This window comes from Flavobacterium sp. N1736, assembly GCF_025947065.1.
Lineage (GTDB): Bacteria > Bacteroidota > Bacteroidia > Flavobacteriales > Flavobacteriaceae > Flavobacterium.
Window position 1 is genome coordinate 4,457,836 of sequence record NZ_CP109994.1, and the last position, 24,414, is coordinate 4,482,249.

The 24,414-nt window shown below is 33.8% G+C and carries 22 protein-coding genes, 1 pseudogene and 1 riboswitch; of the genes and pseudogenes, 15 read left to right on the forward strand and 8 right to left on the reverse strand.

The window, feature by feature from the left end; translation table 11 throughout:
- Window positions 1-45 precede the first annotated feature (45 nt).
- The 9 genes from OLM54_RS18925 (at window position 46) to OLM54_RS18965 (ending at window position 11,234) form a co-directional block, all read left to right on the forward strand.
- Entirely contained in the window at window positions 46-1,098 is a 1,053-nt protein-coding gene (locus tag OLM54_RS18925) for an NAD(P)/FAD-dependent oxidoreductase (protein ID WP_264536104.1), read from the forward strand.
- Between the two features lie 115 nt (window positions 1,099-1,213).
- The gene (locus OLM54_RS18930) at window positions 1,214-1,441 is read left to right on the forward strand and encodes a hypothetical protein (RefSeq protein ID WP_264536105.1); all 228 of its coding nucleotides are present in this window, start codon (window positions 1,214-1,216) and stop codon (window positions 1,439-1,441) included.
- The gene (locus tag OLM54_RS18935; RefSeq protein ID WP_264536106.1) at window positions 1,432-1,725 is read left to right on the forward strand and encodes a type II toxin-antitoxin system RelE/ParE family toxin; all 294 of its coding nucleotides are present in this window, start codon (window positions 1,432-1,434) and stop codon (window positions 1,723-1,725) included. The genes OLM54_RS18930 and OLM54_RS18935 overlap by 10 nt, the downstream gene beginning before the upstream one ends.
- 120 nt (window positions 1,726-1,845) lie before the next feature.
- A riboswitch (SAM riboswitch) is annotated at window positions 1,846-1,959 on the forward strand.
- 348 nt (window positions 1,960-2,307) lie between these two features.
- Complete coding sequence (locus OLM54_RS18940; protein ID WP_264536107.1) at window positions 2,308-3,312, forward strand: homocysteine S-methyltransferase family protein; 1,005 nt, start codon at window positions 2,308-2,310, stop codon at window positions 3,310-3,312.
- Between the two features lie 525 nt (window positions 3,313-3,837).
- Window positions 3,838-6,513 carry a methionine synthase gene (metH, locus tag OLM54_RS18945; protein ID WP_264536108.1) on the forward strand — a complete coding sequence of 892 codons (2,676 nt, stop codon included), beginning with the start codon at window positions 3,838-3,840 and terminating at the stop codon, window positions 6,511-6,513.
- Window positions 6,514-6,594: 81 nt separating this feature from the next.
- On the forward strand, window positions 6,595-7,551 hold the full coding sequence (metF, locus tag OLM54_RS18950) for a methylenetetrahydrofolate reductase [NAD(P)H] (protein ID WP_264536109.1): 957 nt from the start codon (window positions 6,595-6,597) through the stop codon (window positions 7,549-7,551).
- A gap of 169 nt (window positions 7,552-7,720) precedes the next feature.
- Window positions 7,721-8,377, forward strand: a complete 657-nt coding sequence (locus OLM54_RS18955; RefSeq protein ID WP_264536110.1) for a class I SAM-dependent methyltransferase — start codon at window positions 7,721-7,723, stop codon at window positions 8,375-8,377.
- A 190-nt stretch (window positions 8,378-8,567) separates the two neighbouring features.
- Window positions 8,568-9,791: a dicarboxylate/amino acid:cation symporter gene (locus OLM54_RS18960; protein ID WP_264536111.1), complete on the forward strand. Its 1,224-nt coding sequence runs from the start codon at window positions 8,568-8,570 to the stop codon at window positions 9,789-9,791.
- Window positions 9,792-9,824: 33 nt separating this feature from the next.
- On the forward strand, window positions 9,825-11,234 hold the full coding sequence (locus tag OLM54_RS18965; RefSeq protein ID WP_264536112.1) for a pyridoxal phosphate-dependent decarboxylase family protein: 1,410 nt from the start codon (window positions 9,825-9,827) through the stop codon (window positions 11,232-11,234).
- Window positions 11,235-11,351: 117 nt separating this feature from the next.
- Here the strand turns inward: OLM54_RS18965 and gldA are convergent, their stop codons facing one another.
- The gene (gene gldA / locus OLM54_RS18970) at window positions 11,352-12,248 is read right to left on the reverse strand and encodes a gliding motility-associated ABC transporter ATP-binding subunit GldA (RefSeq protein ID WP_264536113.1); all 897 of its coding nucleotides are present in this window, start codon (window positions 12,246-12,248) and stop codon (window positions 11,352-11,354) included.
- A gap of 145 nt (window positions 12,249-12,393) precedes the next feature.
- On the opposite strand from gldA, the gene OLM54_RS18975 reads away from it, so the two are divergent.
- Both OLM54_RS18975 and OLM54_RS18980 read left to right on the forward strand, forming a co-directional pair.
- Window positions 12,394-12,972 carry a porin family protein gene (locus tag OLM54_RS18975; RefSeq protein ID WP_264536114.1) on the forward strand — a complete coding sequence of 193 codons (579 nt, stop codon included), beginning with the start codon at window positions 12,394-12,396 and terminating at the stop codon, window positions 12,970-12,972.
- A 420-nt stretch (window positions 12,973-13,392) separates the two neighbouring features.
- Window positions 13,393-13,776: a helix-turn-helix domain-containing protein gene (locus tag OLM54_RS18980; protein ID WP_264536115.1), complete on the forward strand. Its 384-nt coding sequence runs from the start codon at window positions 13,393-13,395 to the stop codon at window positions 13,774-13,776.
- Window positions 13,777-14,754: 978 nt separating this feature from the next.
- On the opposite strand, the gene OLM54_RS18985 is transcribed toward OLM54_RS18980, so the two are convergent.
- Window positions 14,755-15,165 carry a helix-turn-helix domain-containing protein gene (locus tag OLM54_RS18985; protein ID WP_264536116.1) on the reverse strand — a complete coding sequence of 137 codons (411 nt, stop codon included), beginning with the start codon at window positions 15,163-15,165 and terminating at the stop codon, window positions 14,755-14,757.
- A gap of 169 nt (window positions 15,166-15,334) precedes the next feature.
- Here OLM54_RS18985 and OLM54_RS18990 point away from each other — a divergent pair, with 169 nt between their 5' ends.
- Window positions 15,335-15,667: a hypothetical protein gene (locus tag OLM54_RS18990; protein WP_264536117.1), complete on the forward strand. Its 333-nt coding sequence runs from the start codon at window positions 15,335-15,337 to the stop codon at window positions 15,665-15,667.
- Window positions 15,668-15,763: 96 nt separating this feature from the next.
- Here OLM54_RS18990 and metE read toward each other — a convergent pair whose 3' ends face one another.
- Window positions 15,764-18,085: a 5-methyltetrahydropteroyltriglutamate--homocysteine S-methyltransferase gene (gene metE / locus OLM54_RS18995; RefSeq protein WP_264536118.1), complete on the reverse strand. Its 2,322-nt coding sequence runs from the start codon at window positions 18,083-18,085 to the stop codon at window positions 15,764-15,766.
- A gap of 157 nt (window positions 18,086-18,242) precedes the next feature.
- On the opposite strand from metE, the gene OLM54_RS19000 reads away from it, so the two are divergent.
- Together OLM54_RS19000 and OLM54_RS19005 are read left to right on the forward strand one after the other, a co-directional pair.
- The gene (locus OLM54_RS19000) at window positions 18,243-18,704 is read left to right on the forward strand and encodes an Lrp/AsnC family transcriptional regulator (RefSeq protein ID WP_042566180.1); all 462 of its coding nucleotides are present in this window, start codon (window positions 18,243-18,245) and stop codon (window positions 18,702-18,704) included.
- A gap of 189 nt (window positions 18,705-18,893) precedes the next feature.
- Window positions 18,894-20,239, forward strand: a pseudogene (locus OLM54_RS19005) (deoxyguanosinetriphosphate triphosphohydrolase).
- On the opposite strand, the gene OLM54_RS19010 reads toward OLM54_RS19005, so the two are convergent.
- Window positions 20,240-21,241 carry a DUF3078 domain-containing protein gene (locus OLM54_RS19010; protein WP_264536119.1) on the reverse strand — a complete coding sequence of 334 codons (1,002 nt, stop codon included), beginning with the start codon at window positions 21,239-21,241 and terminating at the stop codon, window positions 20,240-20,242. It lies immediately after the preceding pseudogene.
- A 38-nt stretch (window positions 21,242-21,279) separates the two neighbouring features.
- A complete protein-coding gene (locus OLM54_RS19015) occupies window positions 21,280-23,067 on the reverse strand; it encodes a 1-deoxy-D-xylulose-5-phosphate synthase (RefSeq protein ID WP_264536120.1) in 1,788 nt (595 codons plus the stop codon).
- Between the two features lie 38 nt (window positions 23,068-23,105).
- Between OLM54_RS19015 and OLM54_RS19020 the strand changes: the two genes are divergently transcribed.
- Complete coding sequence (locus tag OLM54_RS19020) at window positions 23,106-23,549, forward strand: nucleoside deaminase (RefSeq protein WP_264536121.1); 444 nt, start codon at window positions 23,106-23,108, stop codon at window positions 23,547-23,549.
- Window positions 23,550-23,575: 26 nt separating this feature from the next.
- On the opposite strand, the gene OLM54_RS19025 is transcribed toward OLM54_RS19020, so the two are convergent.
- The 3 genes from OLM54_RS19025 to OLM54_RS19035 form a co-directional block, all read right to left on the reverse strand.
- Window positions 23,576-23,770 carry a hypothetical protein gene (locus OLM54_RS19025; protein ID WP_264536122.1) on the reverse strand — a complete coding sequence of 65 codons (195 nt, stop codon included), beginning with the start codon at window positions 23,768-23,770 and terminating at the stop codon, window positions 23,576-23,578.
- A 160-nt stretch (window positions 23,771-23,930) separates the two neighbouring features.
- A complete protein-coding gene (locus tag OLM54_RS19030) occupies window positions 23,931-24,164 on the reverse strand; it encodes a hypothetical protein (RefSeq protein WP_264536123.1) in 234 nt (77 codons plus the stop codon).
- Complete coding sequence (locus OLM54_RS19035) at window positions 24,148-24,393, reverse strand: hypothetical protein (RefSeq protein ID WP_264536124.1); 246 nt, start codon at window positions 24,391-24,393, stop codon at window positions 24,148-24,150. Before OLM54_RS19035 ends, OLM54_RS19030 begins: the two co-directional genes overlap by 17 nt.
- Window positions 24,394-24,414: the final 21 nt, after the last annotated feature.

Consider the following 24,414-nt stretch of genomic DNA (forward strand, 5'->3'; position numbering starts at 1 on the left):
TTCGTTCCTTTGTCTTATTAAGAATGATTATAAACAAATACCATAATGATTAAAACAGATATACTTATAATTGGAGCAGGACCAACAGGTTTATTTGCCGTTTTCGAGGCAGGATTATTAAAATTAAAATGTCATATTTTAGATGCTTTACCACAAGCAGGCGGACAACTTTCAGAGTTATATCCAAAAAAACCTATTTATGATATTCCTGGTTTCCCAGAAGTTTTAGCAGGAGATTTAATTGATAACTTACAAGAACAAATTAAACAATTTGAACCAGGTTATACATTAGGAGAACGCGCTGAAACAATCGAAAAACAAGAAGACGGAAGTTTCATTGTAACATCAAATAAAGGAACTAAATTTCACGCACCGGTTATTGCTATTGCTGGAGGTTTAGGAAGTTTTGAGCCTCGCAAACCACTTATTGAAGATATCGAGTTTTATGAAGATAAAGGAGTAAAATACTTCATCAAAAATCCGGAGAAATTCAGAGATAAAAGAGTTGTAATTGCCGGAGGAGGAGATTCAGCATTAGACTGGAGTATTTTCTTGTCGAATGTAGCTTCTGAAGTAACCTTAATTCACCGTAGAAATGAATTTAGAGGCGCTTTAGATTCAGTAGAAAAAGTACAGGAATTAAAAACATCCGGAAAAATTAAATTAATTACTCCTGCAGAAGTAATTGGAATTAATGGTGCTGAACATGTTGAATCACTTGATATTGAAGAAAACGGAGCACACCGTAAGATCGAAACTGATTTCTTTATTCCACTTTTCGGATTAACGCCAAAATTGGGACCAATCGCAGACTGGGGATTAGATATCGAGAAAAATGCCATTAAAGTAAACAACGCATTAGATTACCAAACCAATATTCCGGGAATCTTTGCTATTGGAGACGTTAACACATATCCGGGAAAATTAAAACTGATTCTTTGTGGTTTCCACGAAGCGACTTTGATGTGTCAGGCTGCGTACCAAATCATCAATCCGGGTAAAAAATATGTTCTTAAATATACAACAGTTTCTGGTGTAGACGGTTTTGACGGAACTCGTAAAGAAGCGCCAAAAGCGGTTGTTAAGGCGATTGTCTAAGTTGCTAAGGTTCTAAGATACTAAGACGCTAAGATTTTATATATAGAGCTCAAACTTGTAAAATAGTTTGAGCTTTTTTTATTTGTACCTTTGTGATATATAAATTTTGATTATCATGGATTTAGAAGCTAGAAAATATCAATTTATTCAAGAGTTGGTTAAGGTGGAAGACGAGCGTGTTTTAGAAAAACTGGAATCGATTCTGAAAGAAAATCAAAAAGATTGGTTGGATGAGTTATCAGAATCGGAGAAAAACGAAATTCAAATTGGACTAGATCAAGCCGAAAAAGGTGAATTTACAAGCCATGAAGATGTTATGAAAAGATTTTCAAAATGGCATTAGAATTTATTTGGACCTCTCAAGCTATAAATGGTTTTAATAAAGTTGTTGATTATCTTGAGGAAAAATGGACAGCAAAAGAAATTTTAAGTTTAGAACATAAAATTCAACAAGTTATTAATCAAATTAGTCTTAATCCGGAACAGTTTCCAAAGTCTGCCAAAAATGAATCTTTGTATAAAGCTATTGTAGATAAGAATAATTATTTGGTTTATAGAATAAATAGAGAATCCAATATTATAGAAATAATCAATTTTAGAGGAACAAAACAAAAGTCTAAACATTAAAGTAAATTTCTAAACTTAAACCTTAGTGACTTAGTCCCGAAGCTTTGGAATATAAACTAAAAAAACACTTGCAAATCGTAAGGTGATTTCATACCTTTGCGCTGTTCTTAAAATTACTGAAAGTTATCACGAAAGGCGGAGGGAAAGACCCAATGAAACCTTAGCAACCCTTTATCATAAAGAAGGTGCTACATTCTACTTTATACTATTCTTAGTATTAAAGATAGATAACACAAATACATAAAAGTATTTCTCAAAACTCTTCCTGACAACTTACAATATAATTTTACCGAATTCACTTTGGTATCATGAGCGAATCATTGGCGCATTTTTGCCGTCAATCGTTCCCGCTTTTCGTTGCAATCTTTTACTTTTTGACAGCAAAAAGTAAAAGGATTTCCACTTCAATCGGGGCTAATGAGCCATCAATAGTGAATTCTTGGAATTAAAGTGAATCAAAATATCGTGCTAAACCTGACAGGTTTTTAAAACCCGTCAGGTTTACTAAACGTTAGAATTATAATTAAATAAAAACTTAGCGACTTAGAACCTTAGCGTCTTAGCAGCTAAAAGCCAAAAGATATGTCAATAACAATTCAGGAAGCAATTAAAAAAAATATCCTAATCCTTGACGGAGCAATGGGAACGATGTTGCAGCGCTATAATTTCTCCGAAGAAGATTTTCGTGGAGAGCGTTTCAAAGATTTTCCGCATCCATTAAAAGGAAACAACGATTTACTATCCATAACACAACCACAAGCAATCCGCGATGTCCACGCCGCTTATTTTGAAGCGGGTGCAGACATCGTAGAAACCAACACCTTTTCAGGAACCACAATCGGTATGGCGGATTATTTTCTGGAAGATTTGGTTTATGAATTAAACTACGAATCGGCTAAACTTGCCCGAGAAGTAGCCGATGAATTTACAGCCAAAAATCCGGACAAACCACGTTTTGTAGCAGGTTCAATTGGACCAACAAACAGAACTGCAAGTATGTCACCAGATGTAAACGATCCGGGTTACAGAGCTGTAACGTTTGATGATTTACGAATTGCTTACAAACAACAAGTAGAAGCCTTAATGGATGGCGGTTGCGATTTACTTTTGGTAGAAACAATCTTCGATACTTTAAATGCCAAAGCAGCACTTTTTGCAATCGAAGAAGTAAAAGACGACCGTAATATCGATATTCCGATCATGGTTTCAGGAACGATTACAGATGCCTCTGGAAGAACACTTTCTGGGCAAACGGTTGAAGCGTTTTTGATTTCAGTATCACATATTCCGTTATTAAGCGTAGGATTCAATTGCGCTCTTGGAGCCGATTTGTTGAAACCATACTTGAAAACATTAGCACAACACACGAGTTTTAATGTTTCGGCACATCCAAATGCAGGATTACCAAACGCATTCGGACAATATGATGAAACACCGGAACAAACTCAGGCATTCATCAAGGAATATTTAGACGATAATTTAATCAACATCATTGGCGGTTGTTGCGGAACAACTCCGGATCATATTAGATTAATTGCTGAGGTTGCGAAGGATTATAAGCCTAGAGTAGCGCCGGTTATTGCGTAACGTTTGCGTTTCCTGCAATCCCGAAGCTTCGGGACGAAACCTTGTAGGTGTGAATTTGTAGGCGAAAAAAACTAAACCTACAAGGTTTTCAAAACCTTGCATGTTGAATTGAGAATAAAAGTTCCGGAGAAACGAAATATATTGTAGCAACGGAATTTATTCCGTTGAAAGAAAGTAGACGCAAAACAAGTTCCGTAGGAACGGCATAAATGATAGGTTTAAAGATTTGAATAACGATAATTGAAATCGTGAAAACATAAAATGTCTTTTGAAACCGAATTTGCGTGAGGGATAGAAGTGGATAGCCCACAGCCTGACGAAGGAAGTGCGAGGACTAGAAACGAATAGCCCGATTCGCCGCGGCGAACACGCCCAAAATAAAATAGAAAAACCTTTTAGGATTCGAAATATTAGAATGAGATTGCTTCGTTCCTCGCAAAGACAAGCAAGACGTTGAACTAAAAGTTCCAGAGGAACGAAACATATTGTAGCAATGGAATTTATTCCGTTGAAAATTGAAAAAAAATGGCAGAAAAAAGAAAAGACCTTGTATTGGCAGGATTAGAACCGTTGATTATTACGCCAGAAAGTGTTTTTGTAAACATTGGCGAGCGTACGAATGTAACAGGTTCAAGAAAATTCCTTCGCCTGATCAAGGAAGAGAAGTATGACGAGGCGCTTGATATTGCAAGACAACAAGTAGAAGGAGGAGCACAGATCATCGATATTAATATGGATGAAGGAATGCTTGATGGTGTTCAGGCAATGACAAAATTTTTGAATTTAATTGCATCTGAACCGGATATTTCGAGAGTGCCGATTATGATCGACAGTTCGAAATGGGAAATCATTGAAGCAGGTCTAAAAGTAGTACAAGGAAAAAGCGTTGTAAACTCGATTTCGTTAAAAGAAGGCGAAGAAGCCTTTATTCACCATGCTAAATTAATCAAACGTTACGGAGCTGCGGCTATTATTATGGCTTTTGACGAAGTAGGTCAGGCGGATAATTTTGAGCGTAGAGTCGAAATCTGCCAGCGTTCGTATGATATTTTAGTTGATAAAGTTGGTTTTCCTCCACAGGATATTATTTTCGATTTGAATATTTTTCCAGTTGCAACCGGAATGGAAGAACATCGCCTGAATGCTTTGGACTTTTTTAGAGGTACAAAATGGGTTCGTGAAAACTTGCCGCACGCACATATTAGTGGTGGAGTAAGTAATGTTTCGTTCTCTTTTAGAGGAAACGATACGGTTCGTGAAGCGATGCACTCGGTGTTTTTATATCACGCGATTCAAAACGGCATGACAATGGGAATCGTAAATCCGGAGATGCTTTCGATTTATGATGATATTCCAAAAGATTTATTAGAACACGTTGAAGACGTAATCTTAAACAGACGTGACGATGCAACTGAACGACTTTTGGATTTTGCTGAGAATGTAAAAGGAGATGTAAAAACCGATGAAAAAGCGATTCAGGAATGGCGTTTAGGAACGGTTCAGGAACGAATAACGCATTCATTAGTAAAAGGAGTTGATGCTTTTATTGAAGAAGATGTTGAAGAAGCACGTCTTGCCGCTGTAAAACCTATTGAAGTTATCGAAATCAATTTGATGACGGGAATGAATGTCGTTGGAGATTTATTTGGAAGTGGAAAAATGTTCTTGCCTCAGGTAGTAAAATCGGCACGTGTAATGAAAAAAGCCGTTGCGTATTTATTGCCATATATTGAAGCAAGCAAACAAGCCGGAGACAAACAAGGAAACGGAAAAATATTGATGGCAACCGTAAAAGGTGACGTTCACGATATTGGTAAAAATATTGTTTCGGTGGTTTTGGCTTGTAATAACTATGAGATTGTAGATCTTGGTGTTATGGTGCCTCCGGAAAAAATTATTGCGGCGGCGATAGAGCACAATGTCGACATTATTGGTTTAAGCGGACTGATCACACCTTCGCTTGACGAAATGGTTTATTTGGCTAAAGAACTGGACAAACAAGGAATTAAAATTCCGATTATGATTGGTGGAGCAACGACTTCGCGTGCGCATACAGCCGTGAAAATCGCCCCGCAATACAGAGAAACTGTAATTCACGTAAACGATGCTTCGAGAGCTGTTACCGTGGCAGGAAACCTGTTAGATCACAATCGCAAAATATATGCAAGCGATATTCGTGCAGAATATGATGCGTTTAGAGAAACGTTTTTGAATCGTTCAAGAGATAAAAACTTCCTGACGATTGAGCAAGCGCGTAAAAATAAACTACAATTGGATTGGGATGAATATACGCCAACCAAACCAAAAGTAATTGGCAAACAAATCATTGAAGTTGATCTTGATGTTTTGGTTCCGTATATCGACTGGACACCATTTTTTAGAACATGGGAATTGTTCGGAAAATATCCGGCAATCTTGACGGATGAGGTTGTGGGAGAACAGGCAACTTCGGTTTTTGCAGATGCTCAGGAAATGCTGAAAGTGATTTTGGCAGAGAAAAAACTAACGGCAAAAGGTATTTACGGAATTTTCCCTGCGAATCAAATTGATGACGACGATATCGAATTGCGTGATGAAAACGGAAAAGTTCTGGAGAAATTCTTGACACTTCGTCAGCAATCACAAAAAACAAAAGGAGCACCAAACATCGCTTTATCTGACTTTATCTTGCCAAAGGATTCAGGAATTACAGATTATATAGGAGCATTTTGTGTAACAACCGGTTTTGGTGTAGACGAATGGGCAGCCGAATTCGAAAAAGATCTTGACGATTATAATTCGATTATGGTAAAAGCATTAGCAGATCGTTTTGCTGAGGCTTTCGCCGAATATTTACACGAAAAAGTACGTCAGGATTTCTGGGGTTATGATGCTGAAGAATCACTTTCGACAGAAGATTTGATCGAAGAAAATTACAAAGGAATTCGTCCTGCGCCAGGTTATCCGGCTTGTCCAGATCACTTGGAGAAACCAACAATCTGGAAACTCTTAAATGTCGCAGACGAAATTGGAGTAACCTTGACGGAAAGTATGGCAATGTGGCCGGCATCATCTGTTTCCGGATATTACTTCGGGAATCCAAAAAGTAAATACTTCGGACTCGGAAAAATAAAAGAAGATCAGGTAGTAGATTACGCCAAACGACGTAACGTCTCAACTGAATACGCAAGCAAATGGTTAAACCCTAATATAGCAGACTAAAAATAGTCATAAAGTCAAAAGTCATAAAGTCTCAAAAAGACGCGACTTTCGACTTTCGACATTCAAACTTTAAGACTTATAATGAAAGTAACAGAACATATAGAAAACGCCAAAGGAAATACATTATTCTCATTTGAACTTATTCCGCCTCAAAAAGGAAAAAGCATTCAGGAATTATACGATAATATTGATCCGTTAATGGAGTTTAAACCGCCGTTTATTGATGTAACGACTTCTCGCGAAGAGTATATTTATATTGATAAAGGAAACGGACTTTTAGATAAAAAGTTAACTCGTATGCGTCCTGGGACACTTGGAATTTGCGCTTCTATAAAACATAAATATAATGTTGATACCGTACCGCATTTGCTTTGCGGTGGATTTACGCAGGAAGAAACAGAATACATGCTGGTAGATTGTCAATATTTAGGAATTACTAATGTAATGGCACTTCGTGGTGATGCCATGAAAGACGAACAATCTTTTGTTCCTAAACCAGGCGGTAATCATTTTGCTATTGATTTGGTACGACAAATCAACAATTTAAACTGCGGAAAATACCTGCATGAAGTAATGGATATCGATAATAAAGCAGATTTTTGTATTGGCGTTGCAGGTTATCCGGAGAAACATTTAGAATCTCCTTCTTTACAATCTGATTTAAAAAGACTGAAAGAAAAAGTAGATGCCGGAGCAGATTATGTGGTTACACAAATGTTTTTTGACAATGCTAAATATTTTAAATTTGTAGAAAAAGCAAGAGAAATGGGAATCACAATTCCTATTATCCCCGGAATTAAACCAATTGCTGTTCAAAGGCATTTGCAAATTTTGCCACAGATTTTCAGAATTGATTTACCGGAAGATTTAATTGATGCAGTAGATAAATGCAAGAATAATGCAGAAATCAAACAAGTGGGAATCGAATGGGCAATTCAACAATCGTTGGAATTAAAAGCTGCCGGAGTTCCTGTGTTGCATTATTATTCAATGGGGAAATCTGAGAATATTCGCCAGATAGCGAGTCAGGTTTTTTAAGCGTAATATTGTCCTTGCGAGGAACGAAGCAATCTCACGCTGCATATTCTTTGTGTTTTTGTTAGTGTGGTTGCTTCGTTCCTCGCAATGACAAACCTGATGGATAATTATTAGTGTGGTTGCTTCGTTCCTCGCAAGGACAAACAGCTTGGAATTTAAATTTAAGTTTATGAAAAAAGAAGAATTACAAGCGATAGCTTCTCAGCTTAAAAATCCAACGGGAGAAAAAGGAATTGAAATGGCAAACATGATGCATGAAACTAACATCAACATGACGCGTCATTCGATTCAAAATCTACATATAGAATCAGGAAATACAATTTTAGAATTAGGTCACGGAAACTCGGGACACGTAGAATTTATTTTCGAACAGGCTGAAAACATTAAATATTACGGACTTGAAATGTCTGAATTAATGTTTCAGGAAGCACGCCGGATTAATAGAAATTTTGTCTCTCAAAAACAAGCTTTCTTTACATTATATGATGGAAATAAGATTCCGTTTCAAGACAATTTTTTTGATAAAATATTTACCGTAAACACCATTTATTTCTGGCTTGAACCTGAAAAATTACTTTCAGAAATAGACAGAGTTTTAAAACAAAAAGGTATCTTTTGTTTAACATTTGCCGAAGAAAGTTTTATGAAACAACTTCCTTTTACACAATACGAATTTGAACTTTACAGCACTGAAAAGGCTGAAAATTTAGTTCAAAAAACGACTTTCAAAATCATCAAAAAAGAGACTTTAACCGAAAAAGTAAAAACTAGAACCGGAGAATTGGTCGATAGAGATTTTACTACTTTGGTTTTAAAAAGAGACTAGCAAGATTAAATCTATTAGTAAATATTTTTTGCCACAGATTAAAAGATTATCACAAATTAAAAAATCATTTATAATCTTTTAATCTGTGGCATTAAAAAAACCGACAAACCAATTTTAGCACTCTTTTTTTGAGTAATTTAATTGATTTTTATTTCAAGTTTCTATTTCTGAATCGTAATACTTTAAATTTATGGAAGTTAAAAAGATCAATTTTCTAAAAAGCTACAGCAGCATTCTATTACTTCTTGGCGGTATCATAATCGGAAGTATTCTCGGATTAGTTTTTAAGGAAAAAGTTGAGGTTATAAAGCCTCTGGGAGATATATTCCTAAACTTACTTTTTACAGCAATTATTCCGTTGATTTTTTTCACGATTGCTTCTTCCGTTGCCAATTTAGAACAATCGGAAAAACTCGGAAAGCTTTTTATTATCATGATGGCTGTTTTTTTAGGAACAATCCTGATTTCAGCAATTGTAATGATTGTCGCTGTTTATATTTTCCCTATTCATCAAAGTATTATTGTATCTAAAATCCCATTGGAAACTATTGAGTCAGAAAGTATTGGTGCACAAATTGCAAAATTAGTTACGGCAAATGATTTCTTCGAATTATTATCGAGAAAAAGCATGCTGGCGCTTATTATATTCTCTTTTTTAGTTGGTTTTGCAAGTTTGCAATCCGGAGAAAAAGGAAGCAGTTTTAGAAGCTTTTTAGATTCAGGAAATGAAGTAATGAAAAAGCTTTTAGGTATTATTATGAAATTAGCTCCCGTAGGATTAGGCGCTTATTTTGCTTATCAGGTTGGCGTTTTCGGGCCTCAATTATTTGGTGCATACGCTAAACCATTAGGCGTTTATTACGGAGCTTGTATTTTTTATTTCTTTGTTTTTTATAGTATATACGCTTTTATATCAGGAGGAAAACGTGCTTTTGTTGTTTTTTGGAGCAATAATATTACACCTTCACTAACGGCAGTAGGAACTTGCAGCAGCATTGCCACGATTCCTGCAAATCTGGATGCGGCGGAGAAAATGGGAATTCCAAAACATGTACGAAATCTGGTTATTCCGCTTGGAGGACCATTGCACAAAGACGGTTCCAGCATGTCATCTATTTTAAAAATTACGGTTTTGTTTGCCATGTTTGGAAAAGATTTTACAGAACCTTCAACGATACTTTTGGCTTTAGGCATTACTGTAATTGTATCTATTGTAGAAGGCGGAATTCCAAACGGAGGTTATATTGGTGAAATTTTAGCGATAACTGTTTACGGTTTGCCAATGGAACAAGCCTTGCCTGTAGCCATGATTTTAGGAACTCTTGTTGACCCAATTGCCACTTTATTAAACGCAAATGGCGATGTAATTTGTTCGATGATGGTTTCGCGGTTTTCTGAAAAAACAAAATGGTAAAATAGAACTGACATCTACTTCAAAATAAAAAAAATGAATACATTATTACAACAGGATTTAAACGATTTTGAAAATATACTTGACAAAGCAAAACAACAGGGAATTGATTTTTTAAATAGGCTTGAAAATATTCCAACTTCCAATAAAAATTCAATTGATCCAACCCGCGGTTTAAACGAATTAGGTTTAGGTTCAATAGAAGCATTGAAGGAATTTAATGAACGATTAGCACCATTAATGGTTGCTTCTGCCGGCCCGAGATATTGGGGATTTGTTACCGGAGGATCAACTCCTGCTTCAATTGTGGGCGATTGGCTGGCTTCGGTTTATGATCAAAATACACAGGCTATAAAAGCTCAGGGTGGAGTTTCTGCTTTAATTGAATTTGAAACCATCCATTTATTATTGCAATTATTACAATTGCCGGATTCTTTTTTAGGAGGTTTTGTAACCGGAGCAACGATGTCTAATTTCACTTGTTTAGGCGTAGCCAGACAATGGTTTGGAAAACAATTTGGAAAAGATTTTGCTAAAAACGGAATTTCAGAACCAATTAATATTCTAACGGCAACGCCACATTCTTCGTCGATAAAATCATTGGCAATGTTAGGAATTGGAAGCAATAATTTCACCACAATTAAAACAATTGAAGGCAATCGTGAAGCAATTGATGTGGTTGATTTAGAAAATAATATCAAAAGTTTAGATGGAAAACCTTTTATCTTAATTTCAAGTGCGGGAACAGTAAATACAGCTGATTTTGATGATTTTAATGCTATTTCAAAACTAAAAGAAAAATATAATTTCTGGTGGCACATTGATGCTGCTTTTGGCGGATTTGCTGCTGTTTCGGATAAATTTAATCATTTTGTTGACGGTTGGCAAGGCGCAGACAGTATTACAATTGATTGTCATAAATGGTTGAATGTGCCTTATGAAAGTGCTTTTTATTTGATTAATAAACAACATGCAAGTTTACAAATAGAAACCTTTCAGAATTCGAATGCGCCATATTTAGGAAATCCGTTAGAGAATTTTAATTACCTGAATGTGCTGCCTGAAAATTCGAGACGTTTAAGAGCTTTACCGGTTTGGTTTTCTTTACTGGCTTATGGAAAAGATGGTTTTAAGGATATTGTAGAAAACAGTGTTTCGATGGCGCTGCATTTTGGAAATGAACTTATCGAAGATGGAAATTTTGAGTTAATGGCACCAATTCGACTGAATAATGTTTGTTTTACTTTAAAAGGAGATCATAATCAGGAAAAAATAGCTCAATTTTTTACGGCGCTTAACGATCGCGGTAAAGTGTTTATGACGCCAACTGTATATCGAAATCGTAAAGGAATCAGGGCTTCGTTTGTAAACTGGCGAACGACAGAAAATGATATTAAAATAGTTATAGAAGAAATAAAAGCTGTTTGTTTGGATTTGAAGATTTAATAACATTTCCGAATACAACAAAAAAGCCCGTTTAAATATAAACAGGCTTTTTTGTTAAACCGAGACTGTAAACTGAGACTGTAAACTGAGACTGAGACCGAGACTGTAAACTGTAACCTACTTAGTAATTTCTCTAAAAACAGCTTCCAGATTTTTATTTTTTTGATTTAATTGTAATGTTTTAAGTCCGTTTTCGTTGGCAAAATCAAAGATAGCCGGACGCATATCTTTCTCTGCAACAAAAGTTAATTCCCAGGTCATATCGTGGATATTTTTGTATGAAGTAATATTTTCAAGTTTAGCCAAAAGCTGTTCCTGTATTTGATAATCAAATTCAACTTCAATAACTTGTTCTTTATTTTCAGAAATTAAATGATCTAATTTTTTATCGGCTACAATTTGTCCTCTGTCAATAATTATGACACGATCGCAAATAGCCTCAACTTCCTGCATAATATGTGTGGAAAGAAAAACCGTTTTATCTTTTCCAACATTCTTAATTACATTTCGAATTTCCATTAACTGATTCGGATCCAGACCAGTAGTTGGTTCATCCAGAATTAATACATCCGGATTGTGCAATAAAGCATTTGCAAGTCCTACACGCTGGCGATATCCTTTAGACAATTGACTTATTTTTTTATGGCTTTCCGGTGTCAGTCCTGTCAGTTGAATAACTTCTTCAATTCTTGATTTGTCAACATGATAAACATCGGCATTAAAAGCCAAATACTCACGAACATACAAATCCAAATACAACGGATTATGTTCTGGTAAATAGCCAATAGAAAGTTGAACTGCCTTTGTGTTTGTCATGACATCGTGACCATTTACAAGGGCTGAGCCATTATCTGCAAGTAAATAAGTGGTCAAAATTTTCATCAAAGTAGATTTTCCAGCGCCGTTTGGCCCTAAGAATCCTACGATTTCTCCTTTCTCAATTTTAAAAGAAATTTCATTAAGCGCTTTTTGCGTACCGTAACTTTTTGATATGTTGTTTACTTCTATCGACATGAGTATTTATTTGCTACAAAAGTAAACAGAAATATGCTCGTTTACTACATTTTTGACTTTTTAAGAAATCATAAAAAAAACTTAACGTTTGGCTGTAACGGCATCGTTATTGTTAAAGAGTTATTAAATTTAAAACAAAAACAAAATGAAAAAAATGTTAGTTATTGCTGCATTAGCTGTAGTAAGCTTTGCAAATGCACAAAAAGGGACAGTCTTAGTTGGTGGAAGTATTGGTTATTCTTCAGAAACCAGAACTCTTGGTAATAACGAAGTAAAAAACAATGAATTTGATTTTTCTCCTAAAGTGGGTTACCAATTTCACGAAAGCTGGACAGTTGGAGCTGAGGCTTCTTTTGGTTCTTCTAAAACAGAACAAGGAGCTAACGAAGATAGATTTAATACAACTAAATTAGGTGCATTTTTACGTTACACAATGCCGTTGAATCCAACTTTTTCATTCTTTGCAGAATTAGGATTAGGTTATCAGGCTGAAAAAGACAAAACGTATACAGGACCAATTACTACAACTGCTAAAGGTGATGGTATGTATGTGGGTGTAACACCAGCTCTTTTTATTGACATGAAAAAAGGTTTTGGTTTAAACTTTAATATTGGTGGTTTAAACTACGGAACTATTAACTACGATAACAACGGACCAGAATACAAAAACTTCGATTTTAATTTTGGTAGAACATTTAATATTGGGGTTTCTAAAAATTTCTAATCTTAAATTATATATTCAATTTGAGAAAAGCATTCGCCGCGGCGAATGCTTTTTTTTGTTTTATAAAGATTCTTTTGAAATTATATTTTTCAATTGTCTAGCATTAATTTACTAACTGAAATTTATAACAATCTATCTTATGTTTTTATAAGATAGATTGTTATATTTTAATTAAGCGCATTGTTCTGCGATCCAGATCATCATTGCAAGAATAGCCTTTGTCATGATATATAATTTTATAAATTAATAATTTTCAAGAAGTCGTCAATTGCCTTTTTGAATATTGTAAATTTGATATTATTACAAGGGTATTAAGTAGTATAAATCGCATATTATTTGCTTAATTCGCATTTGCTTATGCATTAAATGTATTACTATTCTTATAATTTATTGCTATATTAGCTTAAAAGTATACATATAATGCAAACAGAAATTGTAATTAAAATAAAGAAAATCCGTCTGGAAAGAGGATTGTCTATACAAGACATGGCAGATAGACTTAATATAGATTTTTCTGCATATTCACGTTTGGAGTCGGGTAATACATTTACTTGGGGTAAATACTTAGAAGATATTTTAATAATCTTTGATATAACACCTGAAAGTTTTTTTAAGGGCATAATAGGGAAGAAAAATATTAGTGATAAACGTGATTTATTATCAGATAATTTGTCTTTTGAAAAATTTCATGTCGAGTATAAAGAAAAGGTAAAAAAAATTGAGGCTTTATATGAAGGCAGATTAAAAGATAAGGATGAGATGATAGAACAATTAAAAAACTTTAATAAAAACTCAAAAGAATAAACTCTTTTTATGAGCTTTTATTAAAGTTTTAAAACAGAATCAGTCTTAATCTATTTGTTAATCATTAAGGTCTTGTAAATTTTGATGTAATCGATCTATCATTTTTAGATAAAAGGCTTTATAAATTAGCCAAATAAAAAATGAAATAATAGTAGATAAAATGGCGATTAATATGAAAATAAAAATCTGATAAAGGATCAAATTATCTGCTAAATATCTATTAATATCTACTTGCGAACTGCAGAGATATTGATAAAAAAGAATAATTACATTCAAATTAAATAATATAATATTTAAGCAAATATAATTATAAACGGATTTTCTAGTTTTTAGTATTATTTCAGATAGATCCTTCAAATTTAAGGTCAAATCTATTTTTTTTAAATTAATAAAAAACCGAATGAAAAAGTAAATGAAAATGAAATAATATAAATAATTAGTGTATGTTAATATGCTGTTATTTTGGCTTATATTTTTTTGATTTATAATAATAATTGATACTATTGAAAGACAAAATTCTAAAATATTTACTAAAAGGATTCTTTTTAAAATTGATTTAGATTTCAGGTTTAAGAAGTTAGATAATTCAGAAAATTCTATATTATACTTTAAATATTTTTTGTTTTTCCAGTTCTTTTTTAGTCGCCTTAATTGAGATTCCATAATATTCTTTTACTTCATTAGTGGGTTTTTTACTATAATGTTACAATTTTTTATAAATAAATTGTAATATTTATATTATAAATTAATGCAAAAGCTGTAAAAATGTTAATTAGAATTTATAAAAAGGCAAACAATCTGTTAATAAAACAGATAAAAGAAAATTTATACTGAAATTAAGAGGGTTTTTTATAACAATAATGGTAATTTATCGAAGCGACTCTTCAAAAGTTTTTAAAACAAAAATGGTCGGAATTTCTTCCGACCACTCGTATGTGTAAAACTCTTTTTTTAAGAATTAATATGTTTTTAGAAAGCTTATTTCTTTTCCAGTAATTTTTCTAAATATTCGATTTTATCTTTTTCAGATTGTAACAAACGTTCGTAGAGTTTTTTGTTTTCATCGTAAGCTTCTACTAACTTATCTAAAGGATTGAAAGTTGGTTGTATATTAATAGCATTTAGAGTCGAGGTATCATTAAATGTATTATTAATGACATTCAATACATTTTCGTCACTATAATTTTTAATTCCTTCAGCGGTAACGCCTAAAGCTTCAGCAATTGTAATTAATCTTTCTTCATCAATACTTTCGCTTGCTTCAATATTAGAAACATATTGCTGGCTTACACCAATTGCAATCGCAAGCGCTTCTTGTTTCATACCTCGAAGCTCTCTGATTCGGCTTATATTTCTGCCAATATGTTTTGGTTTTAATTCTGTAGTCATAATTCAAAGATATTTAAAATTCTTTAAAATTTTTCTGTTTTGGTAAAATACAATTTAGTTGTGAGATACAACTCTTAATATTTCATTATCGTGTTATCTATTGCTTAATTGCAGTCTTTTTACAAAAGTAAGATTTTTATTATAACAACAAATTAAAACAGATGCAATTATGGAGACAGATGAAATTAAAAAATTAGAGAATCTTAGAAAATTAATTTCTTCGTATTTTAATCCTTCAAAACCTCTTAACGATAAATCAGAATTTTATTTGGCAGGAATAAAAAATCTGGAATATAATGAGTTGGGTTATTTCATTGTGAATATCTTAAAAATGTGTGCTTTGGCAGTAGATCAAGATGTACATAAAATGGTGGAAGTAAATAAAATTCAGCCTATTAATGTGAGCCTTATTCTGGAAATGGTGGTCGAAATGTTTCCTTTGGATGAATTTGAAATGTTAACTGAAATCAATCAAATGTTTATTACAGATTTACAAAAATAATATCAACATAAGTGAAGTCGAAGCTAATTCATAACTACAAGAATTTCGACCTCACTTGTTGACACTAAAAAACAAAAATATATTAAAATAAAAGTATTAATTAACCGGATTTTCAACGGCTGCTCTCATTTCCTGAGCTGCGGCAACCATTTCGATTAAAGCTTTTTTGGTTTCATCCCAATGACGCGTTTTTAAACCACAATCTGGATTTACCCATAATTGATCTACAGGAATTACTGCCGAAGCTTTTTCAAGCAATCTCACCATTTCGGCACTTGATGGCACACGCGGTGAGTGAATGTCATAAACTCCCGGACCAATTTCGTTTGGATATTTAAAGTTGGCAAAAGCATCTAAAAGTTCCATTTGCGAACGCGAACATTCTATAGTGATTACATCGGCATCCATATCGGCAATATTTTCAATAATGTCATTAAATTCGCTGTAACACATATGTGTATGAATTTGAGTGTCATCTTTAACACCGCTTGCCGAAATTCGGAATGCTTTTACTGCCCAGTGCAAATATTTTGCCCATTCTTCTTTTCTCAAAGGCAAACCTTCGCGAATGGCAGGTTCATCAATTTGAATAATTTTGATTCCCGCTTTTTCCAGGTCAACCACTTCATCACGAATCGCCAATGCAATTTGCGTACAAGTTTGAGAACGAGGCTGATCGTTACGAACAAACGACCATTGCAAAATAGTTACAGGTCCGGTCAACATTCCTTTTACCCATTTTGGCGTTAGAGATTGCGCATATTTCGACCATTTTACCGTCATTGGGTTTGGTCTTGAAACATCACCGTAAATAACAGGAGGTTTTACGCAGCGGCTTCCGTAGCTTTGAACCCAGCCGTTTTTAGTAAAGGTAAAACCGTCTAATTGTTCGCCAAAATATTCCACCATATCGTTACGTTCAAACTCACCATGAACCAAAACGTCAATGCCGGTTTCTTCCTGAAAACGAATTGTAGCTTCGGTTTCTTTTTCGATTAAATCATTGTATTGTTCGGTAGTTAATTCTCCTTTTTTAAACTTCGCTCTCCAGCTTCTCACTTCAGCCGTTTGAGGGAAAGAACCAATTGTTGTGGTTGGAAATAAAGGAAGATTTAAAGCATCAATTTGACTTTTTCTTCTGATAGCGAAAGTGCTTTTACGTTTATCGTCTGAAGCTGTAATATTGGCAACACGCGATTTAACTTCATTATTATGAATTAATTTTGAAGTTTTTCGGTTTTCATTTGCGATGTTATTTTGTTTGAAATCTTCTGATTTTTGAACATCAACTTCGTTCGAAGCAAATTGTTTTAAAAGTACAATTTCGTTGATTTTTTGTTTTGCAAAAGCCAGCCATTGTTTAATTTCCGGTGTAAGCGTTTCATCATTTGTTTCTAAATCCAGATCGCAAGGACTATGAATTAAAGAACACGAAGGTCCAACCAAAATTCTGTTTTCTCCCAAAGCATCGGTTGCTTTTTTGATTAATTCTAAAGAATTTTTGAAATCATTTTTCCAGATATTTCTTCCGTCAACAACGCCAAGTGAAAGATTTACGGTTGCGTTTAATTTTCCTGATTCTAAAATATCATCCAATTGCAACGGACAACGCACTAAATCTAAATGAAAAGTATCAACGGGCAAAGCTAATGCCGTTACTAAATTTTCGCCGAAACAATCAAAATAATTAGCCAGAATAATTTTTATTTTGGGAAAACGAATATTAATTTCATTATAAACTTCTGTAAAAATGATGCGCTCTTTATCTGTTAAATTTAAAGCTAAGAAAGGTTCGTCAAGCTGAATATATTCAACATTTTGGGTTTGTAATTTTTCGAAAACTTCGAAGTAAACCGGAAGCAATTTATCGACAAGATCAATTCGGTGAAAACCTTCTTCTTTTTCTTTTCCTAAAAGTAAATACGAAATTGGTCCAATTAAAACTGGTTTTGTAGCAATTCCTAAATCTTTAGCTTCTTTAAATTCATTGATTATTTTTTCTGAAAACAATTCAAATTTTTGGTTTTTTGTAAATTCAGGAACAATATAATGGTAATTGGTATCAAACCATTTCGTCATTTCCATGGCTACAACATCCTGCCCGTTTTTTTGCGCGCCTCTTGCCATTGCAAAATACAAATCGATAGAAGAATTGGTTTTTGCAAATTCGTGATAACGCTCCGGAATCGCGCCCAAAGTCAGCGTTAAATCAAGCACCTGATCGTAAAAAGAAAAATCATTAGACGGAATCAAATCAATTCCTGCCTCAGCTTGCAATTTCCAGTTTGTTTGGCGAATGTCTTTTCCGGTTTGAATAAGTTCTGCGGCCGAAATTTTTCCAGCCCAGTATAATTCACTTGCTTTTTTTAATTCTCGATTGCTGCCTATTCGTGGGTAACCTAAATTATTTGTTTTCATTTTTGTTTCAGTATTTTTTACTGAACAAATTTATTGTATTAGATTTTATAACTTATATTTGGGTATTATTTCAGTAAAATGTCTTACAGAATGAATTTTTAGAAGATTATATTACTGGTAAAATCTGTTTAAAAGAACTTTAGCCGTAAAAATTACTATGGAAAACTTAGATAAAACCGATTTATTGATCCTGAAACACCTTCAGGAAAACTCAAATATCAATACAAAAGACCTTGCCAGTAAATTATTTCTGACGGTTACGCCTGTTTACGAACGAATAAAAAGGCTGGAACGCGACGGATATATCACAAAATATGTGGCATTATTAGACAAGAAAAAAATGAATCGCGGTATGACCGTTTTCTGTAATGTTCGCTTAAAAGAACATGCAAAAAATGTAGGCAGCAATTTTGTAAAAGATATCGTTGCGCTTCCAGAAATTATAGAATGTTATAACATTGCCGGCGATTATGATTTTATGCTCAAGATTCTGGTTCAGGATATGGCTAGTTATCAGGATTTTGTCATGAATAAATTATCAACTATAGAAAACATCGGGAATACGAACAGTATTTTTGTAATGGGAGAAATTAAACACAGTACAGCATTAGAGTTTTAATATTTTGCCACAGATTGCACAGATTATAATGATTTCTTTATGCCGGATGGTAAGATTTCGCAGCGAACAAAACATTTAATCAAATTAATCTACAGTCTATTTTATTCAATATTATCCTAAAATAAAATGTATTTTTGAGGTTTAGATAGATCAATCTAAAATCATCAATCTGAAATATAAAATTGAAAAATGAACTGGGAACAACTTTTATCACTTAAACGCCAAGGCGACACTAGCAAAAGATTACGTGTAGAACAAGACGATACACGATTGGGTTTTGAAGTAGATTATGACCGAATCATATTTTCGGCTGCTTTTAGATCTTTGCAGGATAAAACACAGGTAATTCCGCTTTCAAAAACAGATTTTGTGCATACGAGATTGACGCACAGTTTAGAAGTTTCGGTTGTAGGAAGGTCTTTAGGTCGTTTGGTTGGAAAAAAATCATCGAAAAATATCCGTATTTAAAAGAAGTTCATGGTTATCATATGAATGATTTTGGTGCTATTGTCGCTGCGGCGTCTTTGGCACACGATATTGGAAATCCGCCTTTTGGACATTCTGGCGAAAAAGCAATTGGTGAATATTTTTCGATAGGAAACGGTTTAAAGTATAAGGATAGATTAACCGCAAAACAATGGCAGGATTTAATTGATTTTGAAGGAAATGCAAATGGATTTTCGGTACTTACCGCAAGTCGCCCGGGAATCGAAGGCGGATTGAGAATTTCATACGCCACTTTAGGCGCTTTTATGAAATATCCAAAAGAAAGTTTACCTAAAAAACCAACCTCAAATATTGCTGATAAAAAATACGGTTTTTTCCAGACAGATAAATCATTTTTTGAAGAAGTAGCGCAGGATATGGGAATGATCGCCAATAAAGAGGGAGATGATATTGGTTTTGAAAGACATCCTTTGGCATATTTGGTAGAAGCTGCAGATGATATTTGCTACACGATTATAGATTTTGAAGACGGAATAAACTTAGGTTTGGTTTCTGAAGATTTTGCTCTTGAATATTTAATAAAACTTGTAAAAGACAATATTGGCGTTTCAAAATATAAAATGCTCGAAACCAAAGAAGATCGTATCAGTTACTTACGTGCGCTCGCAATTGGATCTTTAATAAACGACGCCGTAGATGTTTTTATTGAAAATGAAGAAGCAATTCTGGAAGGAAAATTTCCTTTTGCTTTAACAGATAAAAGCAAATACAAGGCACAAATGAACGATATTATCAATTTAAGTGTTGAAAAAATCTATCAAAGCCGCGAAGTTATCGAGAAAGAAATTGTTGGTTATCAAATTATTCAAACATTGCTGGATAAGTTTATAACCGCTTTTAATAACAAATATGAAGGAAAAGCATCGAATTATGATAATCTAATTTTGAAAATGCTGCCGGAAAAACATCATTTAGACAAAACGAACTTATACGAACGTTTGCTTCATATTTGTCATTTTGTTTCTCTTTTAACAGATGGAAATGCACTCGAATTATTCGAAACCATTAACGGAAGAAAGAATAATTAATTATTGAAAAGCATATACAAGACCCACGCCCAAAACTTGTCTTAATTGCGCTCTTGGACCGTCATTAACCTGAGATGTTGTTCCCGTTGTTGGGTCTACAACATCTTTTTTGGTTTTAATATCATCATCATAAACCAAATGAATACCAATATTTGCTTTTACATAAGCGTTAACTACAAGATCTAAACGAGTATCATAATCAACATCGACATTACCAAATTTGTTTAAATAATCAGTATATAAACTTAGTCTGTTTTCGTAGAAAACGTTTTTGTAGATTTCGCTTTTCGAATATGCGGTCATTAAAATACCAAATTCGGCTTTTACTTTTTGCCCTTCTTCAACTAAAATTTGACTTGTCGGATCATTAGGATCAGTCATATAAACCGCTTTTTTAACACCAAAAGATCCCTGATTGGCTAAATATTGGTCTAATACCAAAGTTGTTTTTAACGTAACAGGAGAGAAATAAAATGTTCTGTTTTTTTGCTTATTTGAGTTTTCAGCTCCTGCTCCTAAAAAGATATAAGCCGGTGCAAATGGTCTGGAGATCGCAATATCTCTATTTGGATAATTATATCCGTCTGTAAATTGCGTATTGAAATTAAATTTAGCCGAATAATACCAATTTGAAACCGTATCTTTTCTAAATCCGTAAGTTGAGTTGAGCTGGAAAGCATCGTCGGTTTTTCTCAATTCTGTACCATCCTGTTTATTTAAACCATATTTTACAATAAGTTCGTTAACCCATTTATGATTTCCTTTTGCGTAAGTTCTTCCAAATTCACCTTTAAATAACCCGGAAATAGAACTTGTTCCCCCGGCGCTCCAGTTTACAAATGCAATTTCTGAAATATCAAAACCAACTTGGTTTTTCTTTGTCCAGTTTGATGGAATTTTAGGTAATTGAGCAGGATCTAAGGTTGTTCGAATAATCTGAGCAGATGTCGTAATTGAAAAACTAAAAAGGAATAATAAGATGGTGAATCGAAATAATTTCATTAGGTTAACTTTTGTTTTTTTTTGGTTGTGCAAAATAATTATTTTGAATGGTTTGAAAAAAGATTTGCCAAACTTTTAACGTCAATTTTGCACAATTGTTGTAATTGTAAGACAGTTCCGTGCTCGATAAATACGTCAGGAATGCCTAAAATTTGTATCTTAGAAGTGTAATTATTAGCAGCTGCAAATTCTAAAATTGCGCTTCCAAAACCGCCATTTACAACGCCGTCTTCAATAGTAATAATAGTTTTAAAAGTCTTAAAGATGTAATGTAATAAATTAGTATCTAGCGGTTTAACAAAAGGAAAATCATAATGGGCAATTGTTTTTGGATTGCCGGATTCATTTAATGCCGTAATCACATTATTACCAATTGTTCCCGTTGATAAAACAGCCGTGTGAGTTCCGCTTTTTAAGCAGCTTCCTTCACCAATTTTAATATCTTCGTATTGTCCGAAATTTTCTACTTCCCAATTCGAAATAACGCCACGACCTCGCGGATATCGAATCGCAATAGGATGTTTTAACCCAAATTGAACCGAATATAAAATGTTTTGCAGCGCAATTTCATTAATTGGTGCATAAATAATCATATTCGGAATCGATCTTAAATAAGCAATATCAAAAACACCGTGATGCGTCGCGCCATCTTCACCAACCAAACCGGCTCTGTCCAGACAAAAAATAACTGGTAAATCCTGTAGCGCAACATCATGAATAACCTGATCGTAGGCACGCTGTAAAAAAGTCGAATAGATATTACAATATACAATCATGCCCTGAGTTGCCATTCCGGCAGCAAGAGTTACAGCATGCTGTTCTGCAATACCAACATCAAAAGCGCGTTCCGGAATTTCATCCATCATAAATTTTAAAGAACTTCCAGATGGCATTGCCGGAGTGATTCCGATAATTTTTTCATTCTTTTTGGCTAAATCTAAAATGGTTAAACCAAAAACATCCTGATATTTTGGAGGAAGATTTTCTTCTGATTTTAAATGTATTTCTCCTGTCGAAGCATCGAATTTTCCGGGCGCGTGATATTTCACCTGATTTTCTTCTGCCTGCTGTAAACCTTTTCCTTTTGTAGTTACAATATGCAGAAATTTTGGACCTTTTATCTTCTTTAAGCGGTTTAATTCCTGGATTAAAGTTGGAAGATCATGCCCGTCAATTGGTCCCGAATAATCAAAATTAAGAGATTTAATGATGTTATTTTGCTTTGGATTTTTTCCGTTTTTAACAGCCGTTAAGTATTTTTTTAAAGCACCAACACTCGGATCAATTCCAATAGCATTATCATTTAAGATAACCAGAATATTGGCATTCGTAACTCCGGCGTGATTCAAACCTTCAAAAGCCATTCCCGAAGCGATAGAAGCATCGCCAATTACTGCAATATGCTGTTTGTTATGATCACCTTTTAATTGAGAAGCAATTGCCATTCCCAATGCAGCAGAAATTGATGTTGAAGAATGTCCAACGCCAAAAGTATCGTAAATGCTTTCACTTCTTTTAGGAAAACCGGAAATACCTCCGATTTGTCTGTTGGTATGGAAATTTTCTCGTCTTTCAGTCAGAATTTTATGTCCGTAAGCCTGATGTCCAACATCCCAAACCAATAAATCTTCCGGAGTATTAAAAACATAATGCAAGGCAATTGTCAATTCTATTACACCTAAACTCGCGCCCAAATGTCCTTCTTTTACAGAAACAACATCAATAATAAACTGACGTAATTCCTGAGCAATTTGAGGTAATTGCGCTTCTTGTAAAAGGCGTAAATCAGCCGGATTTTGTATGTTTGAAAGTAAATGTTCTGACATAAAGCAAAGGTACGAATTGAATTCTTATTTTTGCAATTATGATAAACCCTTTCACCGACGAATACTTTATGAAAAAAGCTTTGCAGGAAGCTGGAATGGCCTATGAAAAAGGCGAAATTCCTGTTGGCGCCATAATTGTTGTGGCAGATAAAGTAATTGCAAGAAGTCATAATCTCACAGAATTGTTAAATGATGTTACAGCTCATGCCGAAATGCAGTCTATAACCGCCGCCGCAAACTTTCTTGGCGGAAAATATCTTAAAGATTGTACCTTATATGTTACGCTCGAACCTTGCCAAATGTGTGCAGGAGCTTTGTATTGGAGTCAGATTTCGAAAATTGTTTTTGGCGCCCGTGACGAACAACGCGGTTTTATGGTTATGGGCACAAAACTGCATCCTAAAACCACTGTAGTTTCGGGAGTTATGGCCACAGAAGCTGCTGATTTAATGAGGCGTTTTTTTATTGAGAGAAGGAAGTAAAATTGCCGAGATACTTAGTTAAAACTTTACTCTTTAAAATTAAATTTATTGTAAACATATTTTTCAAACCATTCAGGAATTGATTCAGTATGAAACTTAAATGCAGTTCCTTGATAAATTTCAGCTAATAATTCATCATCTGTACAAATAAAATAAAGATATGTTCTGTAACCTAATTTGTTGGACAGAACAATTTCGTCTAATTTATGGCGATCACTCATTACAGTTTCATAAGTAAAATCTTTTTTGTTTAAAAGTAGAGAATATCTTATGAAGGATGCTGTAAAAGCAGCTTCGTAACTGTTGGTGTTTTTTAGATTATTAACAATGAAATTATCTATTACTTTTATTTCAATTGTATAATTCTCACTTATAGCTTTATTAATAAGTGATATACTGGAAGGTAATTTTTTTAAAATCGTCTAATTTTGAAGCGTCAACTTTTAAATTGAAATCTGTTAAATCAACAAATCTAATTGTTTTTAACTGCTTCTCAATTAAATCTGCATTTACAAAAATCCCTGAAATATATTTTTTACTAATAACATCATAGAGAGAACTTTTGCCGGAACCATTTGGACCTGCATAAATGCGTACTCTATTTTGACTTGGCATAAAGAATAGTTCCTTTTTTAATATTTAAAGGTTTTCTGGCAGCAATTGGTTTTACAAAAATAACATCTCCATTTCCCTCTTGTCTGTAAACTTTGTCTCCTTTTGTAAAAGTAAAAGATAATCCTAAAATTTTATTTTCACGAATAGCTTTTTGAGCAGCTTTTTTACCAGCAGCAATAAGACTTGAAGTTTCTTTAACGCCTCTAAAAATTATTTTTTTGCTTTCCATTGTTAAAAAATTAGATCATAC

What these genes read in the sequence shown, in the direction of transcription:
- OLM54_RS18965 (WP_264536112.1), top strand. Translation starts at nt 9,825, where the DNA reads ATGAATACATTATTACAACAGGATTTAAACGATTTTGAAAATATACTT.
- OLM54_RS19010 (WP_264536119.1), bottom strand. Translation starts at nt 21,241, where the DNA reads ATGAAATTATTTCGATTCACCATCTTATTATTCCTTTTTAGTTTTTCA.
- OLM54_RS18980 (WP_264536115.1), top strand. Translation starts at nt 13,393, where the DNA reads ATGCAAACAGAAATTGTAATTAAAATAAAGAAAATCCGTCTGGAAAGA.
- OLM54_RS18940 (WP_264536107.1), top strand. Translation starts at nt 2,308, where the DNA reads ATGTCAATAACAATTCAGGAAGCAATTAAAAAAAATATCCTAATCCTT.
- OLM54_RS19015 (WP_264536120.1), bottom strand. Translation starts at nt 23,067, where the DNA reads ATGTCAGAACATTTACTTTCAAACATACAAAATCCGGCTGATTTACGC.
- OLM54_RS18955 (WP_264536110.1), top strand. Translation starts at nt 7,721, where the DNA reads ATGAAAAAAGAAGAATTACAAGCGATAGCTTCTCAGCTTAAAAATCCA.
- gldA (WP_264536113.1), bottom strand. Translation starts at nt 12,248, where the DNA reads ATGTCGATAGAAGTAAACAACATATCAAAAAGTTACGGTACGCAAAAA.
- OLM54_RS18935 (WP_264536106.1), top strand. Translation starts at nt 1,432, where the DNA reads ATGGCATTAGAATTTATTTGGACCTCTCAAGCTATAAATGGTTTTAAT.
- OLM54_RS19030 (WP_264536123.1), bottom strand. Translation starts at nt 24,164, where the DNA reads ATGCCAAGTCAAAATAGAGTACGCATTTATGCAGGTCCAAATGGTTCC.
- metE (WP_264536118.1), bottom strand. Translation starts at nt 18,085, where the DNA reads ATGAAAACAAATAATTTAGGTTACCCACGAATAGGCAGCAATCGAGAA.
- OLM54_RS19020 (WP_264536121.1), top strand. Translation starts at nt 23,106, where the DNA reads ATGATAAACCCTTTCACCGACGAATACTTTATGAAAAAAGCTTTGCAG.
- OLM54_RS18975 (WP_264536114.1), top strand. Translation starts at nt 12,394, where the DNA reads ATGAAAAAAATGTTAGTTATTGCTGCATTAGCTGTAGTAAGCTTTGCA.
- OLM54_RS19000 (WP_042566180.1), top strand. Translation starts at nt 18,243, where the DNA reads ATGGAAAACTTAGATAAAACCGATTTATTGATCCTGAAACACCTTCAG.
- OLM54_RS18990 (WP_264536117.1), top strand. Translation starts at nt 15,335, where the DNA reads ATGGAGACAGATGAAATTAAAAAATTAGAGAATCTTAGAAAATTAATT.
- OLM54_RS19025 (WP_264536122.1), bottom strand. Translation starts at nt 23,770, where the DNA reads ATGAGTGATCGCCATAAATTAGACGAAATTGTTCTGTCCAACAAATTA.
- OLM54_RS18985 (WP_264536116.1), bottom strand. Translation starts at nt 15,165, where the DNA reads ATGACTACAGAATTAAAACCAAAACATATTGGCAGAAATATAAGCCGA.
- metH (WP_264536108.1), top strand. Translation starts at nt 3,838, where the DNA reads ATGGCAGAAAAAAGAAAAGACCTTGTATTGGCAGGATTAGAACCGTTG.
- OLM54_RS18930 (WP_264536105.1), top strand. Translation starts at nt 1,214, where the DNA reads ATGGATTTAGAAGCTAGAAAATATCAATTTATTCAAGAGTTGGTTAAG.
- metF (WP_264536109.1), top strand. Translation starts at nt 6,595, where the DNA reads ATGAAAGTAACAGAACATATAGAAAACGCCAAAGGAAATACATTATTC.
- OLM54_RS18960 (WP_264536111.1), top strand. Translation starts at nt 8,568, where the DNA reads ATGGAAGTTAAAAAGATCAATTTTCTAAAAAGCTACAGCAGCATTCTA.
- OLM54_RS19035 (WP_264536124.1), bottom strand. Translation starts at nt 24,393, where the DNA reads ATGGAAAGCAAAAAAATAATTTTTAGAGGCGTTAAAGAAACTTCAAGT.
- OLM54_RS18925 (WP_264536104.1), top strand. Translation starts at nt 46, where the DNA reads ATGATTAAAACAGATATACTTATAATTGGAGCAGGACCAACAGGTTTA.